Genomic DNA, 24,755 nt, shown 5'->3' on the forward strand with positions numbered 1-24,755 from the left:
TGAACTGCTCACAGTGAGGCGGCGACGAGCTCGGTCAGGTCGACCAGGCGGCTCGTGTAGCCCCACTCGTTGTCGTACCAACCGAAGACCTTGACCAGGTGGCCCTGGACCTGGGTGAGCTGCGCGTCGAAGATGCACGACGCCGGATCACCCACGATGTCACGCGACACGATCGGATCCGTCGTGTAGCGCAGGATTCCCTTGAGCGGACCGGCCGCGGCATCGGCGAACGCCTGGTTCACCTGCTCGGCCGTGACCGGCTCCGAGAGCTCCACCGACAGGTCGGTGAGCGAGCCGTCCTCGATCGGGACCCGGACCGCGACGCCGTCGATCTTGCCGGCCAGCTCCGGGATCACCAGCCCGACCGCACGGGCCGCGCCGGTACTCGTCGGGATCAGATTGGCGGCACCGGAGCGCCCGCGCCGCAGGTCCTTGTGCGGAGAGTCCAGCAGCACCTGGTCGTTGGTGTAGCTGTGGATGGTGGTCATCAGACCGCGTTCGATGCCGAACGCCCGGTGCAACACCGACACCATCGGTGCGACGCAGTTCGTCGTACACGAGGCGTTCGAGATGACATGGTGCGTCGCCGGGTCGTAGTCGTCCTCGTTGACACCGAGAACGACGGTCGTGTCGACGTCCTTGCCCGGCACCGACAGGATCACCTTGCGGGCACCAGCCTTCAGGTGGGCACCCGCGGCTTCCTGGGTGCGGAACTTGCCGGTCGACTCGATCACGATGTCGGCGCCGACCGCGGCCCAGTCGAGCTGGGCCGGATCACGCTCGGCTGTCGCCCTCAGGGTCCGGCCACCGACCGTGATCGTGTTGTCGGTGTGACCGACCTCCTCCTTCAAGGGGCCGTACGTCGAGTCGTAGCGGAGCAGATGAGCCAGCGTCGCCGGCGCCGCGACATCGTTGATCGCCACCACCTCGACCCCACCGGATGCGCGTTCGAGCACGCAGCGCAGGTAGTCCCGCCCGATCCGCCCGAACCCGTTGATCCCAACCCGTACGCTCATGATCGACCCTTCAGTCGGTGGTATCCGTCGTACTCATTCCACCGGTGGGAGTGGCGGTCGTTGCAGGGCCGAAGGTCCCGGCTGCTGTCGCCGGACGACCGCCAGCACCACCAGGACCAGGCCCAGTACGAGCGTCACGCCCGCACTCGCGAGCACCACGATCCACGCCCACTCGAGAGCCGGCGCGGTTGCACCGACGTCCGCTCGGACGCTGACGTTCCCGCTGCCATCGGCGGCCATCACGACGAGTGTCCAGTCACCGTTCTCGACCGGCCAGGTGATCGTCTGCTCCTCCGGTCCGGACGCCTGGACACGCCAGATGTGCAGCGCGGACGGCTCCGTCGAGGGCGCGCCGCCGGCGTGATCGTCGTACGTCGTGTTGTTCGGCCCGATCGCCTGCACTGTCGTGTACCCGACGCCGGCCAGGTAAGCGTTGACATCCGCCGACCTCGCCAGACCGACGAACACCGGTCCGCCGTCGGTCGATGCCACGCGCAGCCGGGCGTCGCCGAACCAGCTCCGCGGGACCGTCGTGGCGCCGGCGTCGATCGTGAACTTCTCACTGGTCAGCGCATACCCGGACGTGGACATGGCCACCTGGCCCGACGTGACGAAGCCTGCCGAGTCCCGGCGGGCTTGGTCGAGCCAGGCCAGCGCTCCGCCGACCGTGAGGCCGACGACCGAGGCCAGCGTCACCACAACGCCGAGGACGAGGGCGACGACCCGTCCGGCCGACATCCGGGCGCTCTGTGCTCCCGGATGCGCCGTCGGTTCCGACGACGTCCGGTCAGCGCGCGGTGGGCCCGGAGGCGGTGGCTCGTGCAACTTCGTCGTACCGGGATCGTCACCGCCCATGTCCAGCCGGAACGGCGGGTACTGGTCGACCATCAGGCCGGAGTACGCCGCCACGCGCAGCGCCCAGCGGTTCATTCCCAGCACCAGGTCGAAGACCGACCGCGGGTACTGCCCGGTGAACAGCAGCACGATCGCCGCCACCAGAACGAGGAGTCCGACCAGGCCACCGCCCCAGGCCCAGGCCCGGTCGTCCGCCTGCGTCGCGAACCAGGTTCCGCTGCCCACGAAGAACGCGACCACGATGTAGTGCGGGATCGCCAGCAGCCACCACTTGATCAGCACCAGACCACGAGACAGGTGCTCCGGATACTCCACCTCGAGATGCGCCGGGTAGTCCGGCACGTCCTGCAGCGTGAACGGAGGGTACTTGTCCGTGCCCAAGGCGCCGTACGCGTAGAACTGCACCCGCCACGTCCAGCGCATCACCCCGACGTTGAAGTCGAAGATCCCGCGCGGGTAGCGGCCGGCGAACAGGATCGCGAAGAACGCCACGAAACTCAGCAGCGCGAACGCGATCCACAAGACGGCGAGCACGAACAGGTGCGGAATCACCAGCACCCACTTCACCAACCACAACCAGCGATTCAGCCGATCGTCGAGCGCCCCATCCACCCGGACCGGGTACGTCGTCGTACTCATCACGTCCTCCCGTCAGCGCCGTCCAGTCTGGATACGGGGACCGGCTCGCCGGGCGGGTCCGTCTTGACGACGGTGGGTCTCGTGGCCCGTGGCCACATCTTCCTGGTCCGCTGCCGGCGAGCCGGTAATCTCCCTGTACCTCCAGAGTCGCGCGACGAACGATCCGCCGTCAGGGTCCAAGGTCCCGACCGCCCCGGACCACCCGGCCCTCGCTCACTCGGTCACCAGGACATCCTCGACAGTGCGCCGCGGCGTCGGCGGGACGGCCGGACCGTACCCGAACCGGATCACCGCCTGCGGACGCTGCCACGGACCCAGCGGATCATTGATCTGCACCCGGAGCTCCTCGTGCTCGATCGCCTGATTCAGCAACGACGTCGACAACCCACGCGCGGTCGCGTCCAGCAGCACATGCTCCAGCGCCTGTCCCGCCCGCAACCACTCGATCGGCCCGTCGTACCGAGTCGCCAGCAGCGCCAGCTGCGGCTCCCGCTCGAACTCAGCCACCGGACGCACCGCATCGGCAACCGTCGCCGCCAGATCGCGTACGACGGGATTCCCGCCGGCGACCCGCGAGCCCAGGGCACTGGACGGCACCCCGTCACTCCCCCGGCTCCCACCAACCCAACGCCGCCGCTCCGCAGTCCGCGCCACGTCCTCGTCGTCCGCCGCCACCGCGTCATTCGTCGCGACCTGCAACCACCAACGCCGCGACGGCTTCTCGATCCACTGCAGCACAGCACCCTCCACCCGCGCACACAGATCGAGCTCCGCCCGGACCTGTGCGGACACTGGCTCATCGGTGAACGGCTCCCGGTTGGTCCGGCGCTTCGTCAGGTACGGCGCCAGTCCGGCCAACGGCTCGCCCGGCGAATCGCCCAGCTCCACAACCGCCACCAGGTCCGGCATCCGCTGGTCGACGAGGTGGCGCACTTCCGAGCCCATCCCCCGCGCCGCGGCCGCCACCCTCAGGTTGAAGATCGCCGCCCCCAGCGACACGAACAACATCCGCCGCGACGGATCCTCGGCCGGCAACTCGCGCTCCCGGACCCGGAACACCTGCACCTTCCGCCCCACGAACCGGAACCGCCACGGCTGCGTGTTGTGGATCGACGGAGCCAGCACCGCCGCACGCAGCAGAGCCTCCTGGTCGGCCGAACGAAGTTCCGATCTCGTCATGCTCTCAGTGGAGGCTGGTCGCTCCAGCATCTGTAGAGGCGAAAGACCCGTCCGCAGCACAGTGCGGGCCCAAGGTCCCGCCACAGAGGGACCGATCGGCCGGTGCGGAGAGTGACCCCGACAGTCGATGATTCAGATGAGATCGGCTCAGGAGGTCATTGTGGGCGCACAGGTCAGAGCGGTTCCGTGGGTCCGGCAGTTGGTGATCGACACCGGCCGGGCGGCACGACGCAGACACGCCATCCATGGCCTCTTCGAGGTCGACGTCACCTCCGCGCGGTCAGCCTTGCGGGCGGACGGAGCCACGCGGCTCTTCACGGCGTTCGTGATCCACTGCGTCGCCGGCGCGGTCGCCGCTGACCCCAGCATCCAGGCGTACCGAGACCTGCGGGGCCGTGAGGTCATCTTCGACCAGGTCGATGTCGGCCTGCCGGTCGAGGTCGAGGTCGACGGGGAGCCGTTCGCCTTCACGCACGTGCTCCGCGACGCAGGCCGGCGTACGGTCGAGGAGCTGCACGACGAGATCCACGCGGTCAAGACGGATCCACACCTGAGCCCGTCGGTCCGCAAGGCGCCGTGGGCGCATGCGTACCTGTTGCTGCCCGGATTCGTCCGGGTCGCGCTGCTCGGAGCGCTGCACCGGCTGCCGCGTCGTCAACAGGCTCTGGCCGGGACGGTGGGTGTGACCGCCGTCGGCATGTTCGGCGCCGGAGCGGGCTGGGGCATCGGCTTCCAGCTCCACACCCTGAGCGTGGTGGTCGGCGGCATCGCCCGGCGCCCGATTCTCTTCCATGACGTACTCGTCGAACGCGAGTTCCTCCAGCTGACCGTCAGCGTCGACCACGACATCGTCGACGGCGCCCCCGCCGCCCGCTTCGTCAGCCGCCTCCGCGAACTACTCCTCGCCGGAGACGGCATCCACCGCTCCATCGTGTGGAAGCAGCCGGTCTGAGCCCGCGGTCGCTGGTGATTCAGCGGGTTCGGTCCCAGCCGGGGCGGGGGCGGTGGGTGCCTAGTTGGGTGTCGCGGCTGCGGTAGACGATGTAGGGGCGGGTCAGGTAGCCGAGTGGGGCGCTGAAGACGTGGACCAGGCGGGTGAAGGGCCACAGGGCGAACAACAGCATCGCGGCGAGTCCGTGCAGCTGGAAGGTGATCGGCGCTTCGGCCATCAGCTCAGGATGCAACTGGAAGCGGAAGATGCCGCGGAACCAGATGGAGACGCCTTCGCGGTAGTCGTAGTGCGCGAAGATGTTCGCGAACACGGTGTTGGCCAGCCCGAGCAGGATGACCGTCGCGAGGACGGCGTACATCGTCTTGTCCATCTTGGTGGTTGCGGAGAAGACCGGGCCGACCGTACGGCGGCGGTAGATGAGGATGGCCATGCCGACGACGGTGCCGAAGCCGGCCACTGCGCCGACCGAGACGGCGAGGAAGTGGTAGAGCCCTTCGGACACGCCAACGGCTTCCGTCCACGACTTCGGTACGCCGAGACCCATCACGTGACCGAGGAACACCGCGAGCAGACCGAAGTGGAACAGTGGGCTGCCCCAACGAAGCAGCCGGTCCTCGTACAACTGGGACGACCGCGTCGTCCAGCCGAACTTGTCGTAGCGGTAGCGCCAGAAGTGTCCGACGACGAAGACGGTCAGGCAGATGTACGGGACGATGACCCACAGGAACGTGTCCATGCTCAGCGACCTCCGCGGTACGTCGGCATCGGCAGCGGGACTGGCGACGCGGGGCCGGTGTCGAACGCGGCGCCGTACGGGGTGAGGCCGACCTCCTCGTCCGGAGGTCCTTCGGCGATGAGCTTCTGCACAGCGTGACGCTCGTTTCCCCGCAGCGGTGGAAGCGTGGCGGTGACCGCCTCGACGGCTCCGGCCCAGCGAGAACTGATATCGGTCAAGGACAGGCGAAGGACCTCGAGCCCGGCCCGGTGCTCGAGCAACAGCCGCTTCCCTTGTTCGTGATCGACGGTCGCGGCGTACTCCAGGACGACGCAGAGATGGTCGGGAAGTTCGCCGGGGTCGAGGTCGAGTCCCGACGCGAGATAGGTCTGCTTGAACCGCAGCAGCGCACCGCCGCGTTTGCGCGTGTCGCCGTACAAGAAGTAGGTCAGGAACAGGTTGTGGCGGCGACGGTTGTCGAAAGTCTCGACGTAGTCGCATTCCAACTCGGTGAGCGGCGTACCGGACAGATTCGCGACCGTTGCCCGCAGCAACTCTCCGATCTTGGACGGCAGATCGTACGAGGCTCGCCGGATCAGCTCGAGCCGGCCGAGCAGTTGGCTGTCGGGATACGCGAGCAGTAGCGACGCGGACTGCCAGGCGATCGTCAGTTGATCGGCGGGAAGCTTCATCACTCGTCCGCCTTCGGTGGGAACAGGCCCTGCGGACTCCCCTTGCCGTCCCAGTTGAGGAGGTTGACCCGCGCGGCCTTGTCGTCCGGTGACGCGAGCGTGTCCGAGGTCTGACGGTCCTGCAGCATCCGGAAGTTCTCGACCGCGATCGGCGTCGTTCCGCCGGATCCCTCGCCGAACGGACCCGAGCCGCCCATCCCCGGGCCGCCCTCGTAGTCCAGTGAACACGCCACCTCTTCGAGGTCGTGCGCCTGCTCCGCGTGGGCGGGCGGGATGACGTACCGCTCGTCGTACTTGGCCAGCGCGAGCAGCCGGTACATGTCGTACATCTCCTCCTCCCCCATCCCGACCGCGGCCGGGATCGCGCCGTCCGGATCACGGCCCAGGTTGATGTCGCGCATGTACGAGCGCATCGCGGCAAGCTTCCGCAGTACCCCGTCGACCGGAGCGACATCGCCCGCCGTGAAGAGCTCGGCGAGGTACTCGATCGGGATCCGCAACACGTCGATCGCCGCGAACAGGTTCTCCCGCTTCTCGGCGTCCTCGCCGGTTTCGCGGACCACGTCGACGACCGGCGACAGCGGTGGGATGTACCAGACCATCGGCATCGTGCGGTACTCCGGATGCAGCGGCAGCGCGACCTTGTAGGTGTTGATCAACGCGTTGACCGGTGAGCGCTGAGCCGCATCGATCCAGTCGCGCGGTACGCCGTCCCGCTCGGCGGCACGCATCACCTCGGGATCGTGCGGGTCGAGCAGGATAGAACGCTGAGCTTCATAGAGAGCGCTCTCCGGCATTACCGACGCGGCCTCGAGGACCCGGTCGGCGTCGTACAGCACGAGGCCGATGTACCGCAGCCGGCCGACGCACGTCTCGGCGCAGACCGTCGGCAGACCTACCTCCACGCGCGGGAAGCAGAACGTGCACTTCTCCGCCTTGCCGGTGCGGTGGTTGAAGTAGACCTTCTTGTACGGGCAACCGGACACGCACATCCGCCAGCCGCGGCAGCGGTCCTGATCGACCAGCACGATGCCGTCCTCGGTGCGCTTGTAGATCGCACCGCTCGGGCACGACGCCGCACAGGACGGATTCAAGCAGTGCTCGCAGATCCGCGGCAGGTAGAACATGAAGGTCTGCTCGAACTCGAACTTGACCTTGTCGCCCACCTTCTTCAGCACCGGGTCGTGCTCTGCGGTCGCGGCAGACCCGCCCAGGTCGTCGTCCCAGTTGGAAGACCACGAGATCTTCATGTCCTTGCCGGAGATCAGCGACTTCGGCCGCGCGACCGGCGTGTGTTCCTGGGCCGGAGCGTCGGTCAGGGTCGCGTAGTCGTACGTCCAGGGCTCGTAGTAGTCCTGGATCGACGGCATCTTCGGGTTGGAGAAGATGGTGGCGAGCTTCTTCAGCCGGCCGCCGGCCTTGAGTTTGAGCCGGCCGCGCTTGTTGAGTTCCCAGCCGCCCTGCCACTCCTCCTGGTCCTCGTACCGCCGCGGGTACCCCTGCCCCGGCCGGGTCTCGACGTTGTTGAACCAGACGTACTCGGTCCCCGCGCGGTTGGTCCAGGCCTGCTTACAGGTGACCGAGCAGGTGTGACAGCCGATGCACTTGTCGAGGTTCATCACCATCGCCATCTGCGCCATGACCTTCATCAGTACGTCACCTCCTGGCTGCGCTTGCGGATCACTGTGACCTCGTCCCGCTGATTACCGGTGGGCCCGAGGTAGTTGAAGGCGAACGACAGTTGCGCATAGCCCCCGATGACGTGACTCGGCTTGACCAGGATCCTGGTCAGCGAGTTGTGGATGCCGCCACGTTTGCCGGAGGTCTCCGCGATCGGTACGTCGATCAACCGGTCCTGCGCGTGATGCATGTAGACCGTGCCTTCGGGCATCCGGTGGGACACGATCGCGCGGGCAACGACGACACCGTTGCGGTTGACCGCCTCGATCCAGTCGTTGTCCTGCACCCCGACCTTGGCGGCGTCCTTGTCGCTCATCCAGATCGTCTGCCCACCGCGCGACAGCGAGAGCATGAACAGGTTGTCCTGGTACTCCGAGTGGATCGACCACTTGCTGTGCGGAGTGAGGTAGCGAACCGTCACGCCCTCGACGGCCGCACCGCCGACATCGCCTACAGGCGTCTCGGCGAACAGCGCAGCCATGTTCAGCGGCGGCCGGTAGACCGGGAGGTTCTCGCCGAGCTCGGTCATCCAGTCGTGGTCGAGATAGAAGTGCTGCCGGCCCGTCAATGTGTGCCAGGGCTTGAGCCGCTCGACGTTGATCGTGAACGGCGAGTACCGGCGCCCGCCGGCCTCTGTACCGGACCACTCCGGTGACGTGATCACTGGGACCGGCGCCGCCTGGGTGTCGGCGAACGTGATCCGCTTGCCCTCGTGCTCGGCCGCCAGATCGTGCAGTCGCGTCCCGGTCCGCTTCTCCAGGGTCTTGAACCCTTGAGTCGCAAGATGCCCGTTCGTGGTGCCGGACAACGCCAGGATGGCTTCACACGCGTGCACGTCCCGCTTGAGTGAGGGCCGCCCGTCTGCGGGCCCGCCGCGGACAGCGCCGTTCTTGGACCGGAGAAAATCGATCGAGGCGGCGACGTCGTACGTCACGCCCTTGGTCGTGGTCCCGAGCTTGTCGAGCAGCGGACCGAGAGCCTGCATCTGCGCGCCGATCGCGGTGTAGTCACGTTCGACCTCGACAATCTTCGGCATCGTGACCCCAGGAACCGGCTCGCACTCACCGTGCTTCCAGTCCCGTACGACGCCATGCGGGTTGGCCATCGCGTCCGGGGTGTCGTGCAGGAGCGGCACGGCGACGATGTCCCGGCGGGTGTCCAGGTTGCCCTCGGCAAGCTCGCTGAACTTCGTCGCGATCACCTGCCACGCGTCCCAGTCCGTACGGGTCTGCCAGGGCGGCGCGATCGCCGGGTTGAACGAGTGCACGAACGGATGCATGTCCGTGGTGTTGAGGTCGTGCTTCTCGTACCAGGTCGCGGCCGGCAGCACGACGTCGGAGAAGATCGTCGTACTCGTCTGCCGGAAGTCCAAGGTCAGCAGCAGGTCCAGCTTCCCCTCGGGCGCCTGCTCGTGCCAGTCCACCTCCCGCGGACGCTGGCCGTCCCCCGCCTCGGTGGCGCGCAGGGAGTTGTCGGTGCCCAGCAGGTGCTTGAGGAAGTACTCGTTGCCCTTGCCCGACGACCCGAGCAGATTCGCGCGCCAGATCGCCAGCACGCGCGGGAAGTTCTCCGGTGAGTCCGGATCCTCCGCGGCGAAGCGCAGATCGCCGGACTTCAACTGCTCGACCACATGCTCAGCCGCTGGTCGGCCCGCCGCCGCGGCCTCATCGGCGAGGTCGAGGGGGTTGCGGTTGAACGTCGGGTACGACGGCATCCACCCCATCCGCGCACTCTTGGCGATCACGTCGGCGGTGCTCATCCCGGCCAACAGGCCACGACCGGTGCTCGCGGCAACGGTGTCCGCGGAGAACGTGTCGTAGCGGTACTGGTTCGTGTGCAGGTACCAGTACGCGGTGTGGATCATCTGCCGCGGCGGCCGCAACCAGTCCAGCCCGAACGCCAGCTGGGCCCAACCGGTGATCGGTCGGCACTTCTCCTGACCGACGTAGTGCGCCCACCCGCCACCGTTCACCCCTTGGCATCCGGTCAACGTGGTCAGTGTGAGGAAGCCCCGGTAAATCGTGTCCGAGTGGAACCAGTGATTCGTACCGGCACCCATCAGGATCATCGACCGACCCCGCGACTCCTCGGCGTTGGCAGCGAACTCCCGCGCAATCCGGGCAGCCGCCACGGCCGGCACACCCGTGACCGTCTCTTGCCAGGCGGGCGTGTACGGCGCGTCCGCATCGTCGTACGACGCCGGCCACGCACCCGGAAGCCCCGGCCGACCCACGCCGTACTGCGCCAGCATCAGGTCGAACACCGTGGTGACCACCTGGTCACCGACGCGCCGAACCGGCACGCCACGGATCAGCGACGTTGAAGCGTCGTCGAAGCGCGGCAGCTCTACCTGCACCGACTCACCACCTGAGCCGAGCAACGTCAGCCGCGGATCGACCTCACCGAGATCGAGGTTCCACTTCCCGGCACCTGCCTCGCCGAAGCGATGGCCGAGCGACCCGTTCGGCACGACAACCTCGTCGGTTCGCGAGTCGATCAGCGCGGTCTTGAAGTGCGCGTTCTCCTCCCCCGCGTGCGCGGGCAGGTCCGCGGCCGTCAGGAACTTCCCCGGCCGGTACGCCGTACCGTCGCCGCCGGGATCCAGCACCACGAGGTACGGAAGGTCGGTGTACTTCTTGGTGTAGGCAATGAAGTACGGCGTCTCCCGGTCGACGAAGAACTCCTTCAGGATCACGTGCCCCATCGCCATCGCCAGCGCGCCGTCCGTACCGGGTGCTGCCGGCAACCATTCGTCGGCGAACTTCACGTTGTCCGCGTAGTCCGGCGAGACCACGACCACCTTCTGTCCGCGGTAGCGCGCCTCCGTCATCCAGTGCGCATCCGGCGTCCGCGTCACCGGCACGTTCGAGCCCCACATGATCAAATAGCCGGCGTCCCACCAGTCACCGGACTCCGGTACGTCGGTCTGATCCCCGAAGACCTGTGGCGACGCGACGGGCAGATCGGCGTACCAGTCGTAGAACGACAGCATCGAACCGCCGATCAGCGAGGTGAACCGGGCACCGGACGCGTGCGACACCATGGACATCGCGGGAATCGGAGAGAAGCCCGCGACCCGATCCGGACCCCACTTCTTGATCGTGTGCACATAGGCAGCGGCGACCATTTCGGTCGCCTCATCCCAGGTCGCGCGGACCAGTCCGCCCTTGCCACGCGCGGCCTTGTAGGCCTTCGCCCGCAACGGGTTGTCGACGATGTGCGCCCACGCCTTGACCGGATCCCCGCCGTACTGGCGCTTCGCCTCGCGATACATCTCCAGCAGCACGCCGCGGATGTAGGGATAACGGACGCGGGTCGGCGAGTAGGTGTACCACGAGAACGCGGCCCCGCGCGGGCAACCACGAGGCTCGTACTCCGGCCTGTCAGGTCCGACGGACGGATAATCGGTCTGCTGGGTCTCCCAGGTGATGATGCCGTCCTTGACGTAGACCTTCCACGAACACGAGCCCGTGCAGTTCACGCCATGTGTCGAGCGGACGACCTTGTCGTGACTCCAGCGATCCCGGTAGAAGTCGTCGGCGCCCCGGCCGCCGGTCTTGGTCAGGGTCCGCAGATCAGCCGACACGGTGCCCTTCGTGAAGAACCGTCTTGTACGCACCAGCGCGTCACTGAAGGCTCCATCCAGACCCACCTCGTGAGGGGCTCCTGTGCCTTCGGGCTGGACCTCAGTGCTCACCGGCAATCCTCTCCTCGACGCAGATACGGCTCAGGCGACGTTCTTGGAAACCTTCTCTTCGCCGGGTGGCGATGTCCGGTGCGCGCGCTCCGTCGCCCGTACCAGTGTCAGAGTCAGGACGAGGGTCAGAGCCGCTGTAGCCGACAGCAGCCACAGGCCGATCGCGTAGGACTCCGTCCGGCCGTACACATAACCCATCACCAGCGGCGGCACGAACCCACCGAGCCCACCGGCTGCACCGACCAAACCGGTCACTCCACCGACCCGGGACGGTTCTGTGACCTCGGCGATCAGCGCGAAGGTGGCGCCACTGCCGGAGCCGAGCGCGGCTGCCATTCCGAGGAACGCGATCGTGCCGACATGCTCGAGCAGAGGATGGGTCGCGGCGACTGCGGCACCAGCGACCACGACGGCGTACCCGACCGCCAGCACCGGAACCGGCCCCAACCGGTCCGACAGCCAGCCGCCGAGCGGGCGCATGATCACCGCGACCAAGACGAAGCCCGCCATCCGGTTCGCCGCGTCAGCCGGCGTCAGTCCGTAGTCGGTCTTGAGGTAGGCCGGGAGGTAGACCGAGAAGGCGACGTACCCGCCGAAGGCTACTGCGTACAGGACACAGGCCTGCCAGGTGATCGGAAGCTTCGCGTTGGCCACTAGGCGCCGGGCCAGCGAGGTTGTTGGCGCTGTGCGTCCAGGAGCGTCCCGCAGGAACAGCCAGGCGACGACGGCGTACACGGCGAGGACGGCAGCCGTGATCAGGAACGGGGTCTTTGGTCCCAGACCGTCGTACAGCTTCACGGTGGTCAGCGCACTGATCGCCGTACCTCCCATGCCGGCGCCGAAGATCCCCACCGCGAGCCCCCTCCGCTCCGGCGGGAACCATGCGTTCACGAACGGCACCCCGACCGCGAACGTCGTCCCCGCGACCCCGAGGAAGAACCCGCCGACCAGCAGCAGGGCGTAGGAGTCGAGCGCGACGAACGCGATGAACAGGATCGGGACGATCGTCATCGCGGAGACGATCGGGAACATCACCCGGCCGCCGAACTTGTCGGTCAGCGCACCGACCACGATGCGACCCAGCGACCCGACGATCACCGGGACCGCGACCAGCAGCGCGACATCCGACTCACTCAGCGCCCCCAGCGCCCCGTTCTGCCGGAACAACGGACCGAGCGGGCTGATCAGCGCCCACGCCCAGAAGTTGACGGCGAAACCAACCGTCGCCAAGGCCAGCATCACCCACGGCGAACCCACTACGTCCCCGGTACGCCGCTCCGCACGAGCTGTCATCCCTCGTCCCCATCCGAGATCGTCACAATTTCCACCATCGTGCACGTCGCTCGTGTTGCCAATGGGCCGAAAGTCCCGCCTCGGACCCACCGGGGACTTTGCCGGGTCTTTCGGCACTGCCGTCCCGGCGCGCCACCTGGTGTGCTGGACGTGACTCTCAAGGAGGTTCCGATGTCCAAGAAGGTTCTGGTCGCCTACGCCAGCAAGATGGGCGCGACCGCGGGCATTGCCGAGGCGATCGGTGACGAGTTGCGCGCGCACGGGCACTCCGTCGACGTTGCCGAGGTGACGAGCGTGAAAGACGTCGCGCCGTACGACGCCGTCGTCCTGGGCAGCGCGATCTACATCCGCCGCTGGCGTCGGGACGCGGTGCGATTCCTGCGTCACAATGTCGAAGCGCTCCGTCAGCGCCAGGTCTGGCTCTTCCACAGCGGGCCGGTCGGACCTGACAAGGACGACGACCAGACGATGCCGCCGGCCGTCCGCCACCTCGCCCGCGAGATCGGCGCGACACCGGCCGTCACGTTCGCGGGCCGACTGGAACCGGCCACCGCGAAGGGTTTCCTGGCCCGTCGGCTCGCGGCCGGCAACCTCGGCGGCGACGCGCGCGACTGGGACAAGATCCGCGCGTGGTCAGCCGACGTCAGCGCCGCCATCGAAGCCACTCAACGCAGCACCTGGCACCGCCCACCGGCCGAGCACTCCCCCACGGCCGGCGACTTCCTCGGCTGACGATCGCTCAGCGAGTCGGGACGGCGGACTCAGTGCGCTCCGCCGGATGTTGGGCACCTGTCAGGTGATGCGGCACGATCGCTACCGGACACGTCATCGCCGCAACCGAGCGCCGTGCAACGGCGTCAACCGGCGACGAACCGTCGTGTGAACCGACAACCACCAAACCGGCCTCACAACTCTCGCGCACCAGCGCCGCGGCCGGAGCCCGGCTGCTCAGGAACCGCGTCACCTTCACACCCGGGAACTGGCTCGACCACGGTGCCAACGTCTCGGACAGGATGTGGTCAGCTCGGCTGATCCACGAGCACTCCTCGTCCGCGGTCCCGTGTCCCGTCGGAACGCCCGAGTGGACCACGGTGAGGTCCGCCTCCCGCCCCGCCGCGATCCCGAACGCGAACTCCAGCGCCTCCGCGGACAACGCCGTACCATCGATGCCCACGGCAACCTTCCGGTCCAGCTGCGACGGCTTCCACGACAGCGGTACGACGACCACCGGGCAGCCGGCCCGCGCTGCCAGCGTCAGGTTGATCTGGGTGTGCACCAGCCGCTGCGGACCACGACTGCGGGATCGGCCGACCACCAGCATCCGCGCATCCCGCGCCGCATGTGCGAGAACCCGCACGCGCGGTCCCTCCTCGGTGACCGCTGCCAGCTCGGTCGCATACCCGTCGCGGTGCCGAACATGTGCCATCGCAGCCCGCACCGCAGCGTCCGCAAGCTCCGCAGACGGCTTCGGCGCATACCCCGGCAGCATGGGCGTGAACGGCGTGTGCGCAGAGTACGGCGCGACCAGCACCAGTTCGGCGCCGACTCGCAACGCCTCGGCAGACGCGTAGTCCACCACGCGAAGGTTCTCTGCACTCCCGTCCACTTCCACAACCACAGGCCCGGTCCGGCTCCAAGTGTCCATGTCCCTACCTCTCTGTCAGCTCAAGCCTGTCGCCGTCGGTCCCCAAGGAGCAGAGCCACCCAGCCCACGATGTCCCACCACTCGACCCGCACTCGCACCTGCCGAACGACCTACTCGACGAGTGATCCGGGCGACACGCGGGACCTAGGGTCCAAAGGTCCCGCGGCGCAGGGACCGAACGGCCGGTGCGCGCGGCCGCCGAACAGGTGATGCTGGAAGGCGAGGAGCCCTGGAGGTGGCATGAGGCACAAAGCTGTGGTCGTAGGCATCGATGGATCGCCCGCCACCGACGTCGCCGTCAAGTGGGCCGCCGCGGAAGCCGCGTCGTTGGGCAGCGACCTTCGCCTGATGCACGCCGTCGCGGCCGATGGGACGGCGTCGAGCGCCGGCGATGTCGTGTATCGCGCAGTCGGACTGGCCCGCGGACTGGTCCCGGGCATCGAGATCGACACCCGCATCGACAAGGGCACGCCGTCAACGGTTCTGGTCAAGGCCTCCAGCGACGCGGAGGTCGTGGTGATCGGGAGCCGCGGCCTCGGCGTGATGGCCGGCGCTCTCGTCGGTGCGACCGGACTCGACCTCGCAGCGAACGCCCGCTGCCCGGTGGTCGTCGTACGCCCGGACCTCGCCGAGCTCACCGGAGCCCGCGTCGTCATCGGGTACGACGGATCCTCCGCCGGCGACACCGCCCTCGACTACGGACTCGAGTACGCCCGCCGCCACAACCTCGCCGTACGCGTCGTCGCCGCCCAGCCCACCGGGACCGAGCTGCACCGGATCACCGACGACCAACTCCGGGAGGCGGTTCACAAACGCGGCGGCCATGACGCCGAGCTCATCCAGATCACCGGCCACCCCGCCGAGCACATCCTGCGCCTGTCGGCGGACGCCAGTCTCATCGTCCTCGGCGCCCGCGGCCGCGGCGGCTTCGCCGGCATGCTCATCGGCTCCGTCAGCCAAACCGTCCTCCACCACGCCGACTGCCCCGTCGCGATCATCCCCGCCGCCGCAATCGGAGGCTGACAGACCGCCCACCTCACCCTCCGGGCCCTGCTGCTCGCCGCCGCCGAACTGCCGTCTGTGTATCAACGGTGCGTGGTGTAGGGCTCTCGAAAGGAAGGTGGTGGCGACCGGAGGCGAGGGCTTGGATGTCCGAAGACATGGGTGCTGTGGAAGTCGAACTGCTGGCGATCGGTGCCGGGCCATCGAATCTCGGGCTCGCGGTCGCGCTCGAGGAGCTGGCGCCGGATCTCGCGGCGAACACCCTGCTGATCGACCGGAACCTGACGATCGAGTGGCAGCCCGGCATGCTGATGCCGTGGGCGACAAGTCAGGTGTCGTTCCTCAAGGACCTGGTCACCCAGCGGGACCCGTGCAGCCGGTTCTCGTTCCTGAACCACCTGTTCGAGACCGACCGGCTCGACGAGTTCGTCAACATGAGCACGTTCACGCCGTACCGCGTCGAGTTCGCGGAGTACCTGCGCTGGGTCGCGGACTCACTCACCCGGGTCCGGATCCGACTGGGGTGTGAATGCGTTGCGGTCCGCCCGCAACGCGACGACACCGGAGCCGTCACAGGCTGGGTCACCAGCCTTGCCGACGGTACGACGATCCTCAGCAGGTACCTGGTGTACGGCGGCAGCCGCGAACCGAACATCCCGCCGGAGCTCTCCGGCGTGTCCCCGGACCGGATCATCCACAGCACGCAGTACCGCCAAAGGGTGGCCGAGCTCGACGGCGAACTGCCGTACCGAGTCGCCCTGGTCGGCAGCTCGCAGAGCGCCGCCGAGATGTTCCGCGCACTGCGCGACGACCTGCACGACAGCGACATCACCTGGCTGATGCGGTCCATCGGGCTGAGCTCGGACCAGTCCAGCAAGTTCACCAACGAGATGTACTACCCGTCGTTCGTCGACGAGTTCTACGACGCCCGGCCGGCGGCGCGCGAGCAGATCCTCCGGGAGCTGTACCGGACCAACTACTCCGTCGTCACTCCCCCGATGCTCGAGCACCTGTACGCCGACCTGTACCTCGATCGCTTCGAGGAGCGCACCGATCGGCGGCTCGTCACGATGGTGGACATCACGTCCGCCCACGAGGCCGGGGACGAAGTGGTGCTGGAGCTCACCGACCGCCGGACCGGAGCCGTCACCGAACTGCGCCGCGACCTGGTCTTCCTCGGCACCGGTTTCGACACCCGGATGCCACGGCTGATCCGCGAGCTCGCGAGCGACCTCGAACTGGAGCACATCGAAGTGTCCCGTGAGTACCGACTAGAGCTGAGCGAGAACAGCACCGGAGCGTGTTATCTCCAGGGCGTCAACGAGGAGACGCACGGCATCTCCGACTCACTGCTCAGCGTGCTGGCCCAGCGGGCCGAGGAGATCTGCCGGGACATCGTCGCGCACCGGGGCCGGATCCCGGCGACGGCTGTATCAGCCGAAGAGCCGGCCGGGCTCTAAGGGGAGGGACCTGTGCCCATGAGAAAAGGCCAGCCCGCGAGGAGAACCGGATGACAACACTCGAACTGGATCGATCCTCGGCCGACGGTGTCGCACAGGCCCGGGAGCGGACGTTCGCCGGGCTGCGTTCGGCGATGCCGCCCGGCCTGATGGCCGAAGCGCTGCGCTGTAGCGGGCGGCTCCTGGACGAGCTGCCGCACCGGCAGGAGCTGGAGCGCAACCTCGTCCTGGTGGCCTTCGGCGGCGGCAAGGACAGCGCGTACATGCTGGCCTTCGTCCGGGCGATCCAGCTGATCCTGGACCGCGTCCACGGCCGCACGTTCCGGATGCGGGTGGCGACCAACCGGCACGCCGGAATGCCGCGCGCCGTGCTGGAAAACATCGACCGCGAGTACCAGGCGCTGGGGCTCACCGACGACCCGGACTGCGAGCTGCTGCTCGTGGACGGCGACGAGATCAGCGAGTTCGACGTCGACTCCCCGCAGCGCGAACACGTCGTACGGCGTAATCGGCTCGACATCCTGATGACCGGTCACCGGACGTTCGCCGACGGACGGCCGACGTTCTGCAACTCCTGCAACCTCAGCGTCTTCAACGCCTTCGGGCTGGCGGCGGCGTACGGCGACGGCGCCGACGTACTCATCACCGGCGACTCACCGCAGGAGCAGCGTCAGTACAGCTTCTGGGTCGGCCGGCTGGCCCAGAAACTGCGCACTGCCCCCGCGGAACGGCCGCGCGCGAACGGGAACGGATTCGGCCGGATCCTCGGCAGGCTCGACGACATCTCCCAGTCGTACTTCGCCGACATCCACGGCCCGGACGCGACCGCCGCGATCACCGAGCGCCGGGTCAGCGTGGATGTTCCGGATCGGCTGCGGTTCTTCACCGTCTACGCCGAGACCGACTACGCGGCCGGGGGCCACTTCGAGCTGCTGACCGGCTTCCTCGGCTTCCAGTTCGACGACCTCGCGTTCAGCTTCACCGAGTCCGACTGCGCGAACCCGGCGCTGATGGCGCACCTGCGCGGCCTCAAGGCCGAGCGCCTCTTCCAGCGTTCGTACGACGAGGGTCTGAGCGAGTACGTCGAGTTCGCGCTCGGGCTGATGCGGAAGAAGGACATCCCGGAGGAACTGGTCGAGATCATGCGTACCCGGTACGACGGCCCGGACGCACCGGTCCGGATGCGGCGGGCCGCCGAGGAGTACGCGCTGACGACCTTCGGGCTCACCGAGGAGCACCTGGTCTGCATGACCTACTCCCCCTTCGCCGGACAGGGTGCCGGGCTCCAGCAGTTCCTGGATCGCGAGTACCCGGCCCTGTCCGTGCGGATCAGCGACATCCACAGCCTGCTGGCCGGTCCGGCCGAAGATCCCACGCTGGAAGCCGAACTGGAGCGGATCAGCGGACTCACACCGAGCCAGTTGCGCGTGCTGTACAGCCGGTCCGTACAGAGCACCGGCGGCGGTACGCCGGTCATCGACCTGATCCTGGCGGGCGATCCGCACAAGGCAGTCATCGAGACCCGGCACTCCAAGGACGGTCCGAACACCTTCGAACAGATTTCGGGACGGTAGCCATGGTCGTACACATCTCCCGGCTGGATCGCGACAACCTGCTGCACGAATACGGCGTGGACACCCAGCGCCTGCAGCCGTGGCCGGTCCTGAACGCGCCGTTCGAGACCAGCTATGCGGTCTGCCGGGCGGGGACGGTCTCCAAGCTGCACACGCATCACGAGCAGGAGATCTTCGTCGCCGTCTCCGGGGAGTGCGTGGTCGAGTGCGGCGGTGAGCGGCAGCCCTTCCGGGCCGGCGACGTCGCGTACTTCACGCCCGGCCAGCTGCACCGGGTGCACAACCTCACCGACGAGGACTTCGTCTTCTGCAGCATCTGGTGGGACCCGGAGATGGCCCACCGGTTCCTTGCCGAGTACGCCGGATCGGACACCGAGACGTTCGCCGCCGAGGCCGCCGCGAACGCCGACGAGAACGCCCGGGCCGCCGAGGCCGTTGAGAACGCCGAGACCGCCGAGCGAGTAGGAGCCAGCCAATGACCCAACTGCTGCCGTCCGACGACAACCGTCCCGTCCTCGTCCTCGGTCCGAACCCGACCCCGAACGGCGGCATGCACCTCGGCCACATCGCCGGGCCGTACCTGGCCGGCGACGTCTACGCCCGGTACCAGCGGGCCCGCGGCCGGAACGTCATCTTCACCTCGGAAACCGACGACAGCCAGACGTATGTGGTGGCATCGGCGGGCCGGGCGGGCATCACGCCCGAGGAGTTGTGCAAGCAGTCGACCGCGAAGATCCAGTCGGCGCTGAGCGCGACCGGCATCTCGATCGACGGGTTCGGCCCGTTCGACCAGACCTACCGCGCCACCGTGCTGCAGTACTTCAGCGCCTTGCACTCCGCCGGCGTGTTCCGGCTGAAGACCGTCCGGTTGCCATACCTGGAACGGACCGGCGAGTTCATGGTCGAGGGCCTGATCGAGGGCGACTGCCCGGTCTGCCTGACCAGCAGCCGCGGCGGCCTGTGCGAAACCTGCTGCCACCCGAACAACTTCGACCAGCTGATCAACCCGCATTCGACGATCAACCCCGACGACAAGCTCACCTACCGCGAGGCCACCATCATGGTGCTGCCGCTGGAGGAGTACCGCGCGCAACTGACGGCGTACCACGACAAGCTGGCGGCGCACCGGCGGCCACACGTCCGGCAGATGATCGCCGAGCTGCTGTCCCGGCCGTTGCAGGACGTGCCGATCACGTTCCCGCTGAACTGGGGTATCGATGCCCAGTTCCCGGAGGTCCCGGGGCAGGTGCTGAACGCCTGGCTCGAACTGATCCCGGCCGGCATGTTCACCACGTCGTACGCCGCCGCGAAACTCGGCCGCGACACCGTGCCCGGCGAGCTGTGGCGCAAGGCCGAGAACCTGCGGATCGTCCACTTCCTCGGCTTCGACAACGCCTACTACTTCTGCCTTCCGCACATCGCGATGCTGATGGCGCACGGCGACAAGTACGTCTGGCCGGAGTCGATCATCAACAACGAGTTCTACGAGCTGGAGAGCTCGAAGTTCTCCACCAGCAAGGGACACGTGCTGACCCCCGAGGAGCTGCTCGAGGAGGTGCCGCGCGATATTGCCCGGCTGTACCTGGCGCTGACGGCACCGGAGTACCAGCGGTCCACCTTCAGCCGGTCGGGACTCGACACGATGGCCGAGGAGCGGCTGGTCGGCCCGTGGAACCAGCTGGCCGGCATCCTCGCCAAAGCCGTGGCGAACGCCGGCGGCGACAGCAGTCGGCTACCGGTCTCGGACGCGGGACGGCAGCGCGTGGCACTGATGCTCGAGCGGTTCGACCTCGGCTACGAGATGCCGACGTTCAACCTGAACCGTTCGGCGGACACCGTGCTGGTCCAGATCGACCGGTTGCGACGACAGGCGACGGCCCTCGACGGCTGCGGTCTCGACGAGCAGCCCGGGGCCTGGGGCGACCTGTTCTGCGAGGTCAAGGCGCTGCTCGCACTGGCCTCGCCGATCCTCATCGACCTGGCCGCCGCGGCCCGCGACGCCGGCGTTTTCGACGACTCGCCAGAGTCCGGAACCCTGGTCGCCGGAGCTTTCGACGCCACCGAGGTCACCCCGTTCGCGCCTCCGTTGCTGGCGGCCGACGTGGCCGTCGGGTGATCCCAGATGCGCATCACCGTGGTCGGTGGTGGCGTCGTCGGCCTGCTCACCGCCGTCGAGTGTGTTCGCGCGCCCGGCGTGACCCGGGTCGAGCTCGTCGACGCCGGTCCGATTCCGTCACCGATGGCCACCTCGAACGACCGGCTCCGGGTGGTCCGGGCCCTGCATCGCGGCGAACCGGCGCTGACGTCGGCGGCAGCCCGAGCGCACGCCGGCTGGTTGGAGGTCGAGAGCCTGATCGGCTCGCGGTTCTATCACCCGTCCGGTGCGCTCACTGCGATGCCGGACCAGAACGTTGCGGCGACGCTCGCCGTCCTCACCGCGGCAGGTGCGAGAGCCTGGGGACTCTCGCAGATCGACCTGGCCGGGCGGTATCCGTGGATCCGGTTCCCGCCCGGGTCCGGAGCCGTGCTGGAGGCGACAGCCGGCGTCGTCCTCGCCGACCAGGCGCTGGTCGCGGTGGCGCGTTGGCTCGGCAGCCAGCCGCAGGTTCGGCTGCACCCGCACCAGCAGGTCGTCGAGGTGACCCAGCATGACCAGGGCGGAATGATCCGGTTCGCTGACAGCACGACTCGTACCGCCGACCGGGTGGTCGTGGCCGCTGGGCCATGGTCCCGCGAGCTGGTGCCGGCCGCCGTCGCCTCCGATCTGACGTTGTACCGGCAGAGCGTGCTGTCGTACCGGCCGCAGTCGGCCGGAATGCCTGCGGTCCTCGGGCTCGGTCCGGCAGGCGACGCCTGGTTGATGTCGGCGCCGGCGCATTCGGACGCTTCGTTGCGGCTGAGCGCGGCCAGCGCCTGCCGGCCGGCCGCAGCGATGACCGACCCGGTCACCCCCGATCGCTGGCGCGAACACCTCATCAGCGTTTTCACCGGGGTGCTCCCGGGCTTCGATCCGGCGGCGGTGGTCAACTGCTTCGACGGCTTCTACCTGTCCGAGCGGACCCGTGGCGGGCCGCTACTGGCGTCGTACGGCGCGGGCGCGGTCTGGGCGTACGCCGCGTGCGGCGGAATGTCCTTCAAGTTCGCACCGCAGATCGCCCGCGCGATTGCCGATCGCGCTGTCGGCGCGACCCCGCGCCCGACCGGCCTGGACTCGGTCGACCGGCCGCGATTCCTCGCCGCGGCCGGGAAGGAGTAGAGAACCGTGAAGCTACTTGCCCTCGAAGCCGTCCAGAACGCCCGCTACTACCAGTCCCGCTACCGCCAGATCGAGGAGTTCGGCGGCACTCTGTTCGTTCTCAACGGGCTCGGTGAACCCGGTTACTGGCCGGACGCGCAGTACCGGATCGCCGGCTCCAGGCACATCGACGACATCATCGCGACCGCCCGCGCGTGGCATGCGCACGAGCGGTTCGACGGCGTGCTCACCTTCTCGGAGTCCGGCGTACTCACGGTTGCCGCGGTGGCCGACGCCCTCGGCCTGCCCGGAGTCGGCCTGGACGCCGCGCGGATCAGCCGGAACAAGCTGCTGATGCGCGAGGCCCAGTTGCGCGGTGGCGCACCGGTCCCCCGCTTCCGGCTCGCAGCCGACGTCACCGCCGCGCTCGCGGCCGCGGACGAGTTCGGCTACCCGATCATCCTCAAGCCGACTTTAGGTGCCGCGAGCAACTTCGTGTTCAGGATCGACGACCCTGACGAGCTGCGGTCCCGGTTCCCGCAGGCGCTCGAGGGGATGGCGGCGATGTCCTGGTTCCAGATGGAGGCCGACGGAATCGACCTCGGCCCGAACGGACTGCTGGTCGAGTCCTTCCTGGACGGCCGGGAACTGCAGATCGAGGCGCTCGCCTGGGACGACGAGGTGTACCTCGGCTCGATCGTGGACCGGATCACGGTCGAGGGCAGCACGTTCGACGACGACGCCCACCGGGCGCCGACGACCCTCGACGCCGGAGAGCTGGCCGCTGTCCACGAGGTCGTGGCGACGGCCGCCCACGCGCAAGGTCTGCGGCGCAGCGTGATGCACGCCGAGGTCCGTTTCCACCAAGGCCGGCCGCACCTGCTGGAGATCGCCGTCCGCCCCGGCGGCGGCGGGCTGGACTACTTCGCCCGGCTGAGCGCCGGCTACTGCCCGATCCGCGCCACGATGGCCGTCGCCGCCGGAACGAAGCCCGACGTGCACCACTACCGGCCGACCGGCGTGCATCTGGCCGGTACCTGCCTGATCGGCGGGCCCGGCCGGGTCGAACAGATCACCGTGCCGCCCGCGGTGGCCGGGTCCGACCGGGTGTTCTTCCTGAAGATCACGGCCAAGCCCGGCGACGTGATCCGCCGCCCGCCGGACGGCAACAACATCCTCGGCTTCCTCTGTACCAGCGGGTCGACGTTCGACGAGGCGATCCGGACGGCGTACGAGTTCGCCGGGCAGATCGACGTACGCCTGACGGCAGCTACCCGCGCCTGACCCAACCCGACGAGAGGTGACCCGGATGTCCACCGTGTTGTCCGAACAGCAGTCCGACCAGCCGTCCGAGGCCGGCCGGCCGATCGAGGGTGGCACCGTCACCTGGGCCTGCAACCCCGGCTTTCCGCCGGCCGCCATCTTCCCGTTCACGCCGCGGGAACGGATCGGCATCCGCAACCTGTACGAGTTCCAGGTGCTGATGTTCCGCCCGCTCTACTGGCTCGGCCGCGAGGGCAGGCCGGAGGTGAACCCCGAGCTGAGCCTGGCCTATCCGCCGGAGTGGAGCGAGGACGGGCTGAGCGTCACCGTCACGCTGAAGCCGTGGCAGTGGTCCAACGGTGAGCCGATCTGCGCCGACAACGTGATGTTCTGGGTGCACATGATGGCGGTCAAGGGCGACCGGCTCGGCTACTACGTCCCCGGGTACTTCCCGGACAACCTGGCGTCGTACGAGAAGGTTGCCGAGGACAAGGTCCGGTTCACCTTCGACCAGGTGTACTCCAGGACCTGGGTGGAGATGAACCAGCTGTCGCTGATCACCCCGATGCCGAAGGCCTGGGACCGGACGGCGAGCGGCCCGGCGCAGGCGTCGTACGACGTGGCCGACATCCCCGCCGTCTACGACTATCTGGTGTCGCAGAACGGCGAGTGGACGATGGAGGCGAATCACTTCCGTGGCGGCTGGGCCGAGAGCCCGGTGTGGAGCGTCGTCAACGGCCCGTGGCGGCTGAAGAGCTACACCGTCGACGGCGTCGTCACCTTCGTCCCGAACGACAAGTACTCCGGCCCGAACAAGCCGCACCTGGACGAGTTCCGGCAGGTGCAGAACGACACCGACGAGCTGATGTACGAGCGCCTGCAGGCCGGACCGGACGCGCCGGACGGGATCCAGATCGGGTATCTGCCGTTCGGGATGGGCCTCACCGACGACGGCGAGGATCCGCTCGCGGACTCGTACCGGCTGGTGCCGCAGGACGTGTTCGTGGTGCGCTACATGCCGTTCAACTTCGACAACGACTCCACGGCGGCACGGATCTACAAGCACACCTACGTCCGGCAGGCGCTGCAGATGTGCCTGGACCAGGACCGCGCGATCCGGGAGATCTACCACGGCAACGCGTACCGGATGGACGGGCCGGTGCCGCCGTCGCCGGCCAACCCGCACGTGTCGCCGAAGCAGCGCAAGGACCCGATGCCGTTCGACGTCGACGCCGCCCGCGACCTGCTCGAGGCGCACGGCTGGGACACCAGCACTTTGCCGGCCGGCTGCGTTCAGCCGGGTGAGGTGGCCGGCTGCGCCGGTGAGGGTGTCGACATCGGTGACCGGCTCTCGTTCACGATCCGGTACGTCGAGGGCAAGATCGCGCTGACCAGGCTGCTGGAGATGTACCGGGAGGACGCCGCCAAGGCCGGTATCGAGCTGAAGCTGGAGCCGGTGTACGGGTCGGTGATGGTGGCCGAGGATCACAGCCCCGGTGTCGCGAGCAAACGGCTGTGGGAGATCAACACCTGGAACGGTGGCTGGTCCTTCTACGGTCACCTGACCGGCGAGATGCTGTTCCGCACTGGTGGCGGCAGCAACTTCGGGGACTACAGCGACCCGAAGGCCGACGAACTGATCGATCGGACGGTGCACAGCGACGACCCGGAGGCGATGTACGAGTACCAGGACTACATCGCCGAGCAGGTGCCGACCATCTGGTCGCCGGGCTTCCCGAACCGGATGTTCGAGGTCGCGAAGAACCTGCGCGGCGTCGAGCCGGTCAACCCGTACGGCCTGATCAACCCCGAGGACTGGTACTACGTCGAGAAGTGACCTGACAAGAACACTGCCCCG

Annotated in this window: 19 protein-coding genes; 10 read left to right on the forward strand and 9 right to left on the reverse strand. The window is 68.1% G+C overall.

Annotation, left to right across the window (positions count from 1 at the left end; all coding sequences use genetic code 11):
* Positions 1-8: 8 nt before the first annotated feature.
* The 3 genes from gap to E0H45_RS18055 form a co-directional block, all read right to left on the reverse strand.
* Positions 9-1,016, reverse strand: a complete 1,008-nt coding sequence (gene gap, locus E0H45_RS18045) for a type I glyceraldehyde-3-phosphate dehydrogenase (RefSeq protein WP_131338713.1) — start codon at positions 1,014-1,016, stop codon at positions 9-11.
* Between the two features lie 33 nt (positions 1,017-1,049).
* Entirely contained in the window at positions 1,050-2,510 is a 1,461-nt protein-coding gene (locus tag E0H45_RS18050) for a DUF4389 domain-containing protein (RefSeq protein WP_131338715.1), read from the reverse strand.
* A gap of 213 nt (positions 2,511-2,723) precedes the next feature.
* Positions 2,724-3,689, reverse strand: a complete 966-nt coding sequence (locus tag E0H45_RS18055; protein WP_131338717.1) for an Acg family FMN-binding oxidoreductase — start codon at positions 3,687-3,689, stop codon at positions 2,724-2,726.
* Between the two features lie 160 nt (positions 3,690-3,849).
* On the opposite strand from E0H45_RS18055, the gene E0H45_RS18060 reads away from it, so the two are divergent.
* The gene (locus tag E0H45_RS18060) at positions 3,850-4,641 is read left to right on the forward strand and encodes a 2-oxo acid dehydrogenase subunit E2 (RefSeq protein WP_202872380.1); all 792 of its coding nucleotides are present in this window, start codon (positions 3,850-3,852) and stop codon (positions 4,639-4,641) included.
* Positions 4,642-4,660: 19 nt separating this feature from the next.
* Here the strand turns inward: E0H45_RS18060 and narI are convergent, their stop codons facing one another.
* From narI to E0H45_RS18085, 5 genes are all read right to left on the reverse strand, one after another.
* Positions 4,661-5,377, reverse strand: a complete 717-nt coding sequence (narI, locus tag E0H45_RS18065) for a respiratory nitrate reductase subunit gamma (protein ID WP_131338721.1) — start codon at positions 5,375-5,377, stop codon at positions 4,661-4,663.
* A gap of 2 nt (positions 5,378-5,379) precedes the next feature.
* Entirely contained in the window at positions 5,380-6,048 is a 669-nt protein-coding gene (narJ, locus tag E0H45_RS18070; RefSeq protein WP_131338723.1) for a nitrate reductase molybdenum cofactor assembly chaperone, read from the reverse strand.
* Positions 6,048-7,697 carry a nitrate reductase subunit beta gene (narH, locus tag E0H45_RS18075; RefSeq protein ID WP_131338725.1) on the reverse strand — a complete coding sequence of 550 codons (1,650 nt, stop codon included), beginning with the start codon at positions 7,695-7,697 and terminating at the stop codon, positions 6,048-6,050. The genes narJ and narH overlap by 1 nt, the downstream gene beginning before the upstream one ends.
* Complete coding sequence (locus tag E0H45_RS18080; protein WP_202872465.1) at positions 7,697-11,380, reverse strand: nitrate reductase subunit alpha; 3,684 nt, start codon at positions 11,378-11,380, stop codon at positions 7,697-7,699. The genes narH and E0H45_RS18080 overlap by 1 nt, the downstream gene beginning before the upstream one ends.
* A gap of 75 nt (positions 11,381-11,455) precedes the next feature.
* Positions 11,456-12,718 carry a nitrate/nitrite transporter gene (locus E0H45_RS18085; RefSeq protein WP_165546502.1) on the reverse strand — a complete coding sequence of 421 codons (1,263 nt, stop codon included), beginning with the start codon at positions 12,716-12,718 and terminating at the stop codon, positions 11,456-11,458.
* A gap of 171 nt (positions 12,719-12,889) precedes the next feature.
* Between E0H45_RS18085 and E0H45_RS18090 the strand changes: the two genes are divergently transcribed.
* Positions 12,890-13,450, forward strand: a complete 561-nt coding sequence (locus E0H45_RS18090; RefSeq protein WP_131338727.1) for a flavodoxin domain-containing protein — start codon at positions 12,890-12,892, stop codon at positions 13,448-13,450.
* A gap of 7 nt (positions 13,451-13,457) precedes the next feature.
* Here E0H45_RS18090 and E0H45_RS18095 read toward each other — a convergent pair whose 3' ends face one another.
* Complete coding sequence (locus E0H45_RS18095; protein ID WP_131338729.1) at positions 13,458-14,363, reverse strand: universal stress protein; 906 nt, start codon at positions 14,361-14,363, stop codon at positions 13,458-13,460.
* Between the two features lie 240 nt (positions 14,364-14,603).
* Here E0H45_RS18095 and E0H45_RS18100 point away from each other — a divergent pair, with 240 nt between their 5' ends.
* The 8 genes from E0H45_RS18100 to E0H45_RS18135 all read left to right on the forward strand — a co-directional run bounded on the left by E0H45_RS18100 (position 14,604) and on the right by E0H45_RS18135 (position 24,734).
* Positions 14,604-15,386: a universal stress protein gene (locus tag E0H45_RS18100; protein ID WP_131338731.1), complete on the forward strand. Its 783-nt coding sequence runs from the start codon at positions 14,604-14,606 to the stop codon at positions 15,384-15,386.
* A 137-nt stretch (positions 15,387-15,523) separates the two neighbouring features.
* Positions 15,524-16,825: a SidA/IucD/PvdA family monooxygenase gene (locus tag E0H45_RS18105; protein ID WP_131338733.1), complete on the forward strand. Its 1,302-nt coding sequence runs from the start codon at positions 15,524-15,526 to the stop codon at positions 16,823-16,825.
* Between the two features lie 50 nt (positions 16,826-16,875).
* Entirely contained in the window at positions 16,876-18,399 is a 1,524-nt protein-coding gene (locus E0H45_RS18110) for a PqqD family protein (protein WP_131338735.1), read from the forward strand.
* Between the two features lie 2 nt (positions 18,400-18,401).
* The gene (locus tag E0H45_RS18115) at positions 18,402-18,878 is read left to right on the forward strand and encodes a cupin domain-containing protein (protein ID WP_131338736.1); all 477 of its coding nucleotides are present in this window, start codon (positions 18,402-18,404) and stop codon (positions 18,876-18,878) included.
* Positions 18,875-20,515 (forward strand): class I tRNA ligase family protein, encoded by a 1,641-nt coding sequence (locus E0H45_RS18120; protein WP_131338738.1) that lies wholly within the window; start codon positions 18,875-18,877, stop codon positions 20,513-20,515. The genes E0H45_RS18115 and E0H45_RS18120 overlap by 4 nt, the downstream gene beginning before the upstream one ends.
* 6 nt (positions 20,516-20,521) lie before the next feature.
* Positions 20,522-21,655, forward strand: coding sequence for an FAD-dependent oxidoreductase (locus E0H45_RS18125; protein ID WP_131338740.1), 1,134 nt, complete (start codon positions 20,522-20,524; stop codon positions 21,653-21,655).
* 6 nt (positions 21,656-21,661) lie between these two features.
* Positions 21,662-22,918 carry an ATP-grasp domain-containing protein gene (locus E0H45_RS18130; protein WP_131338742.1) on the forward strand — a complete coding sequence of 419 codons (1,257 nt, stop codon included), beginning with the start codon at positions 21,662-21,664 and terminating at the stop codon, positions 22,916-22,918.
* Positions 22,919-22,943: 25 nt separating this feature from the next.
* On the forward strand, positions 22,944-24,734 hold the full coding sequence (locus E0H45_RS18135; RefSeq protein ID WP_131338744.1) for an ABC transporter substrate-binding protein: 1,791 nt from the start codon (positions 22,944-22,946) through the stop codon (positions 24,732-24,734).
* Positions 24,735-24,755 lie beyond the last annotated feature (21 nt).

Source organism: Kribbella soli, assembly GCF_004331345.1.
Lineage (GTDB): Bacteria > Actinomycetota > Actinomycetes > Propionibacteriales > Kribbellaceae > Kribbella > Kribbella soli.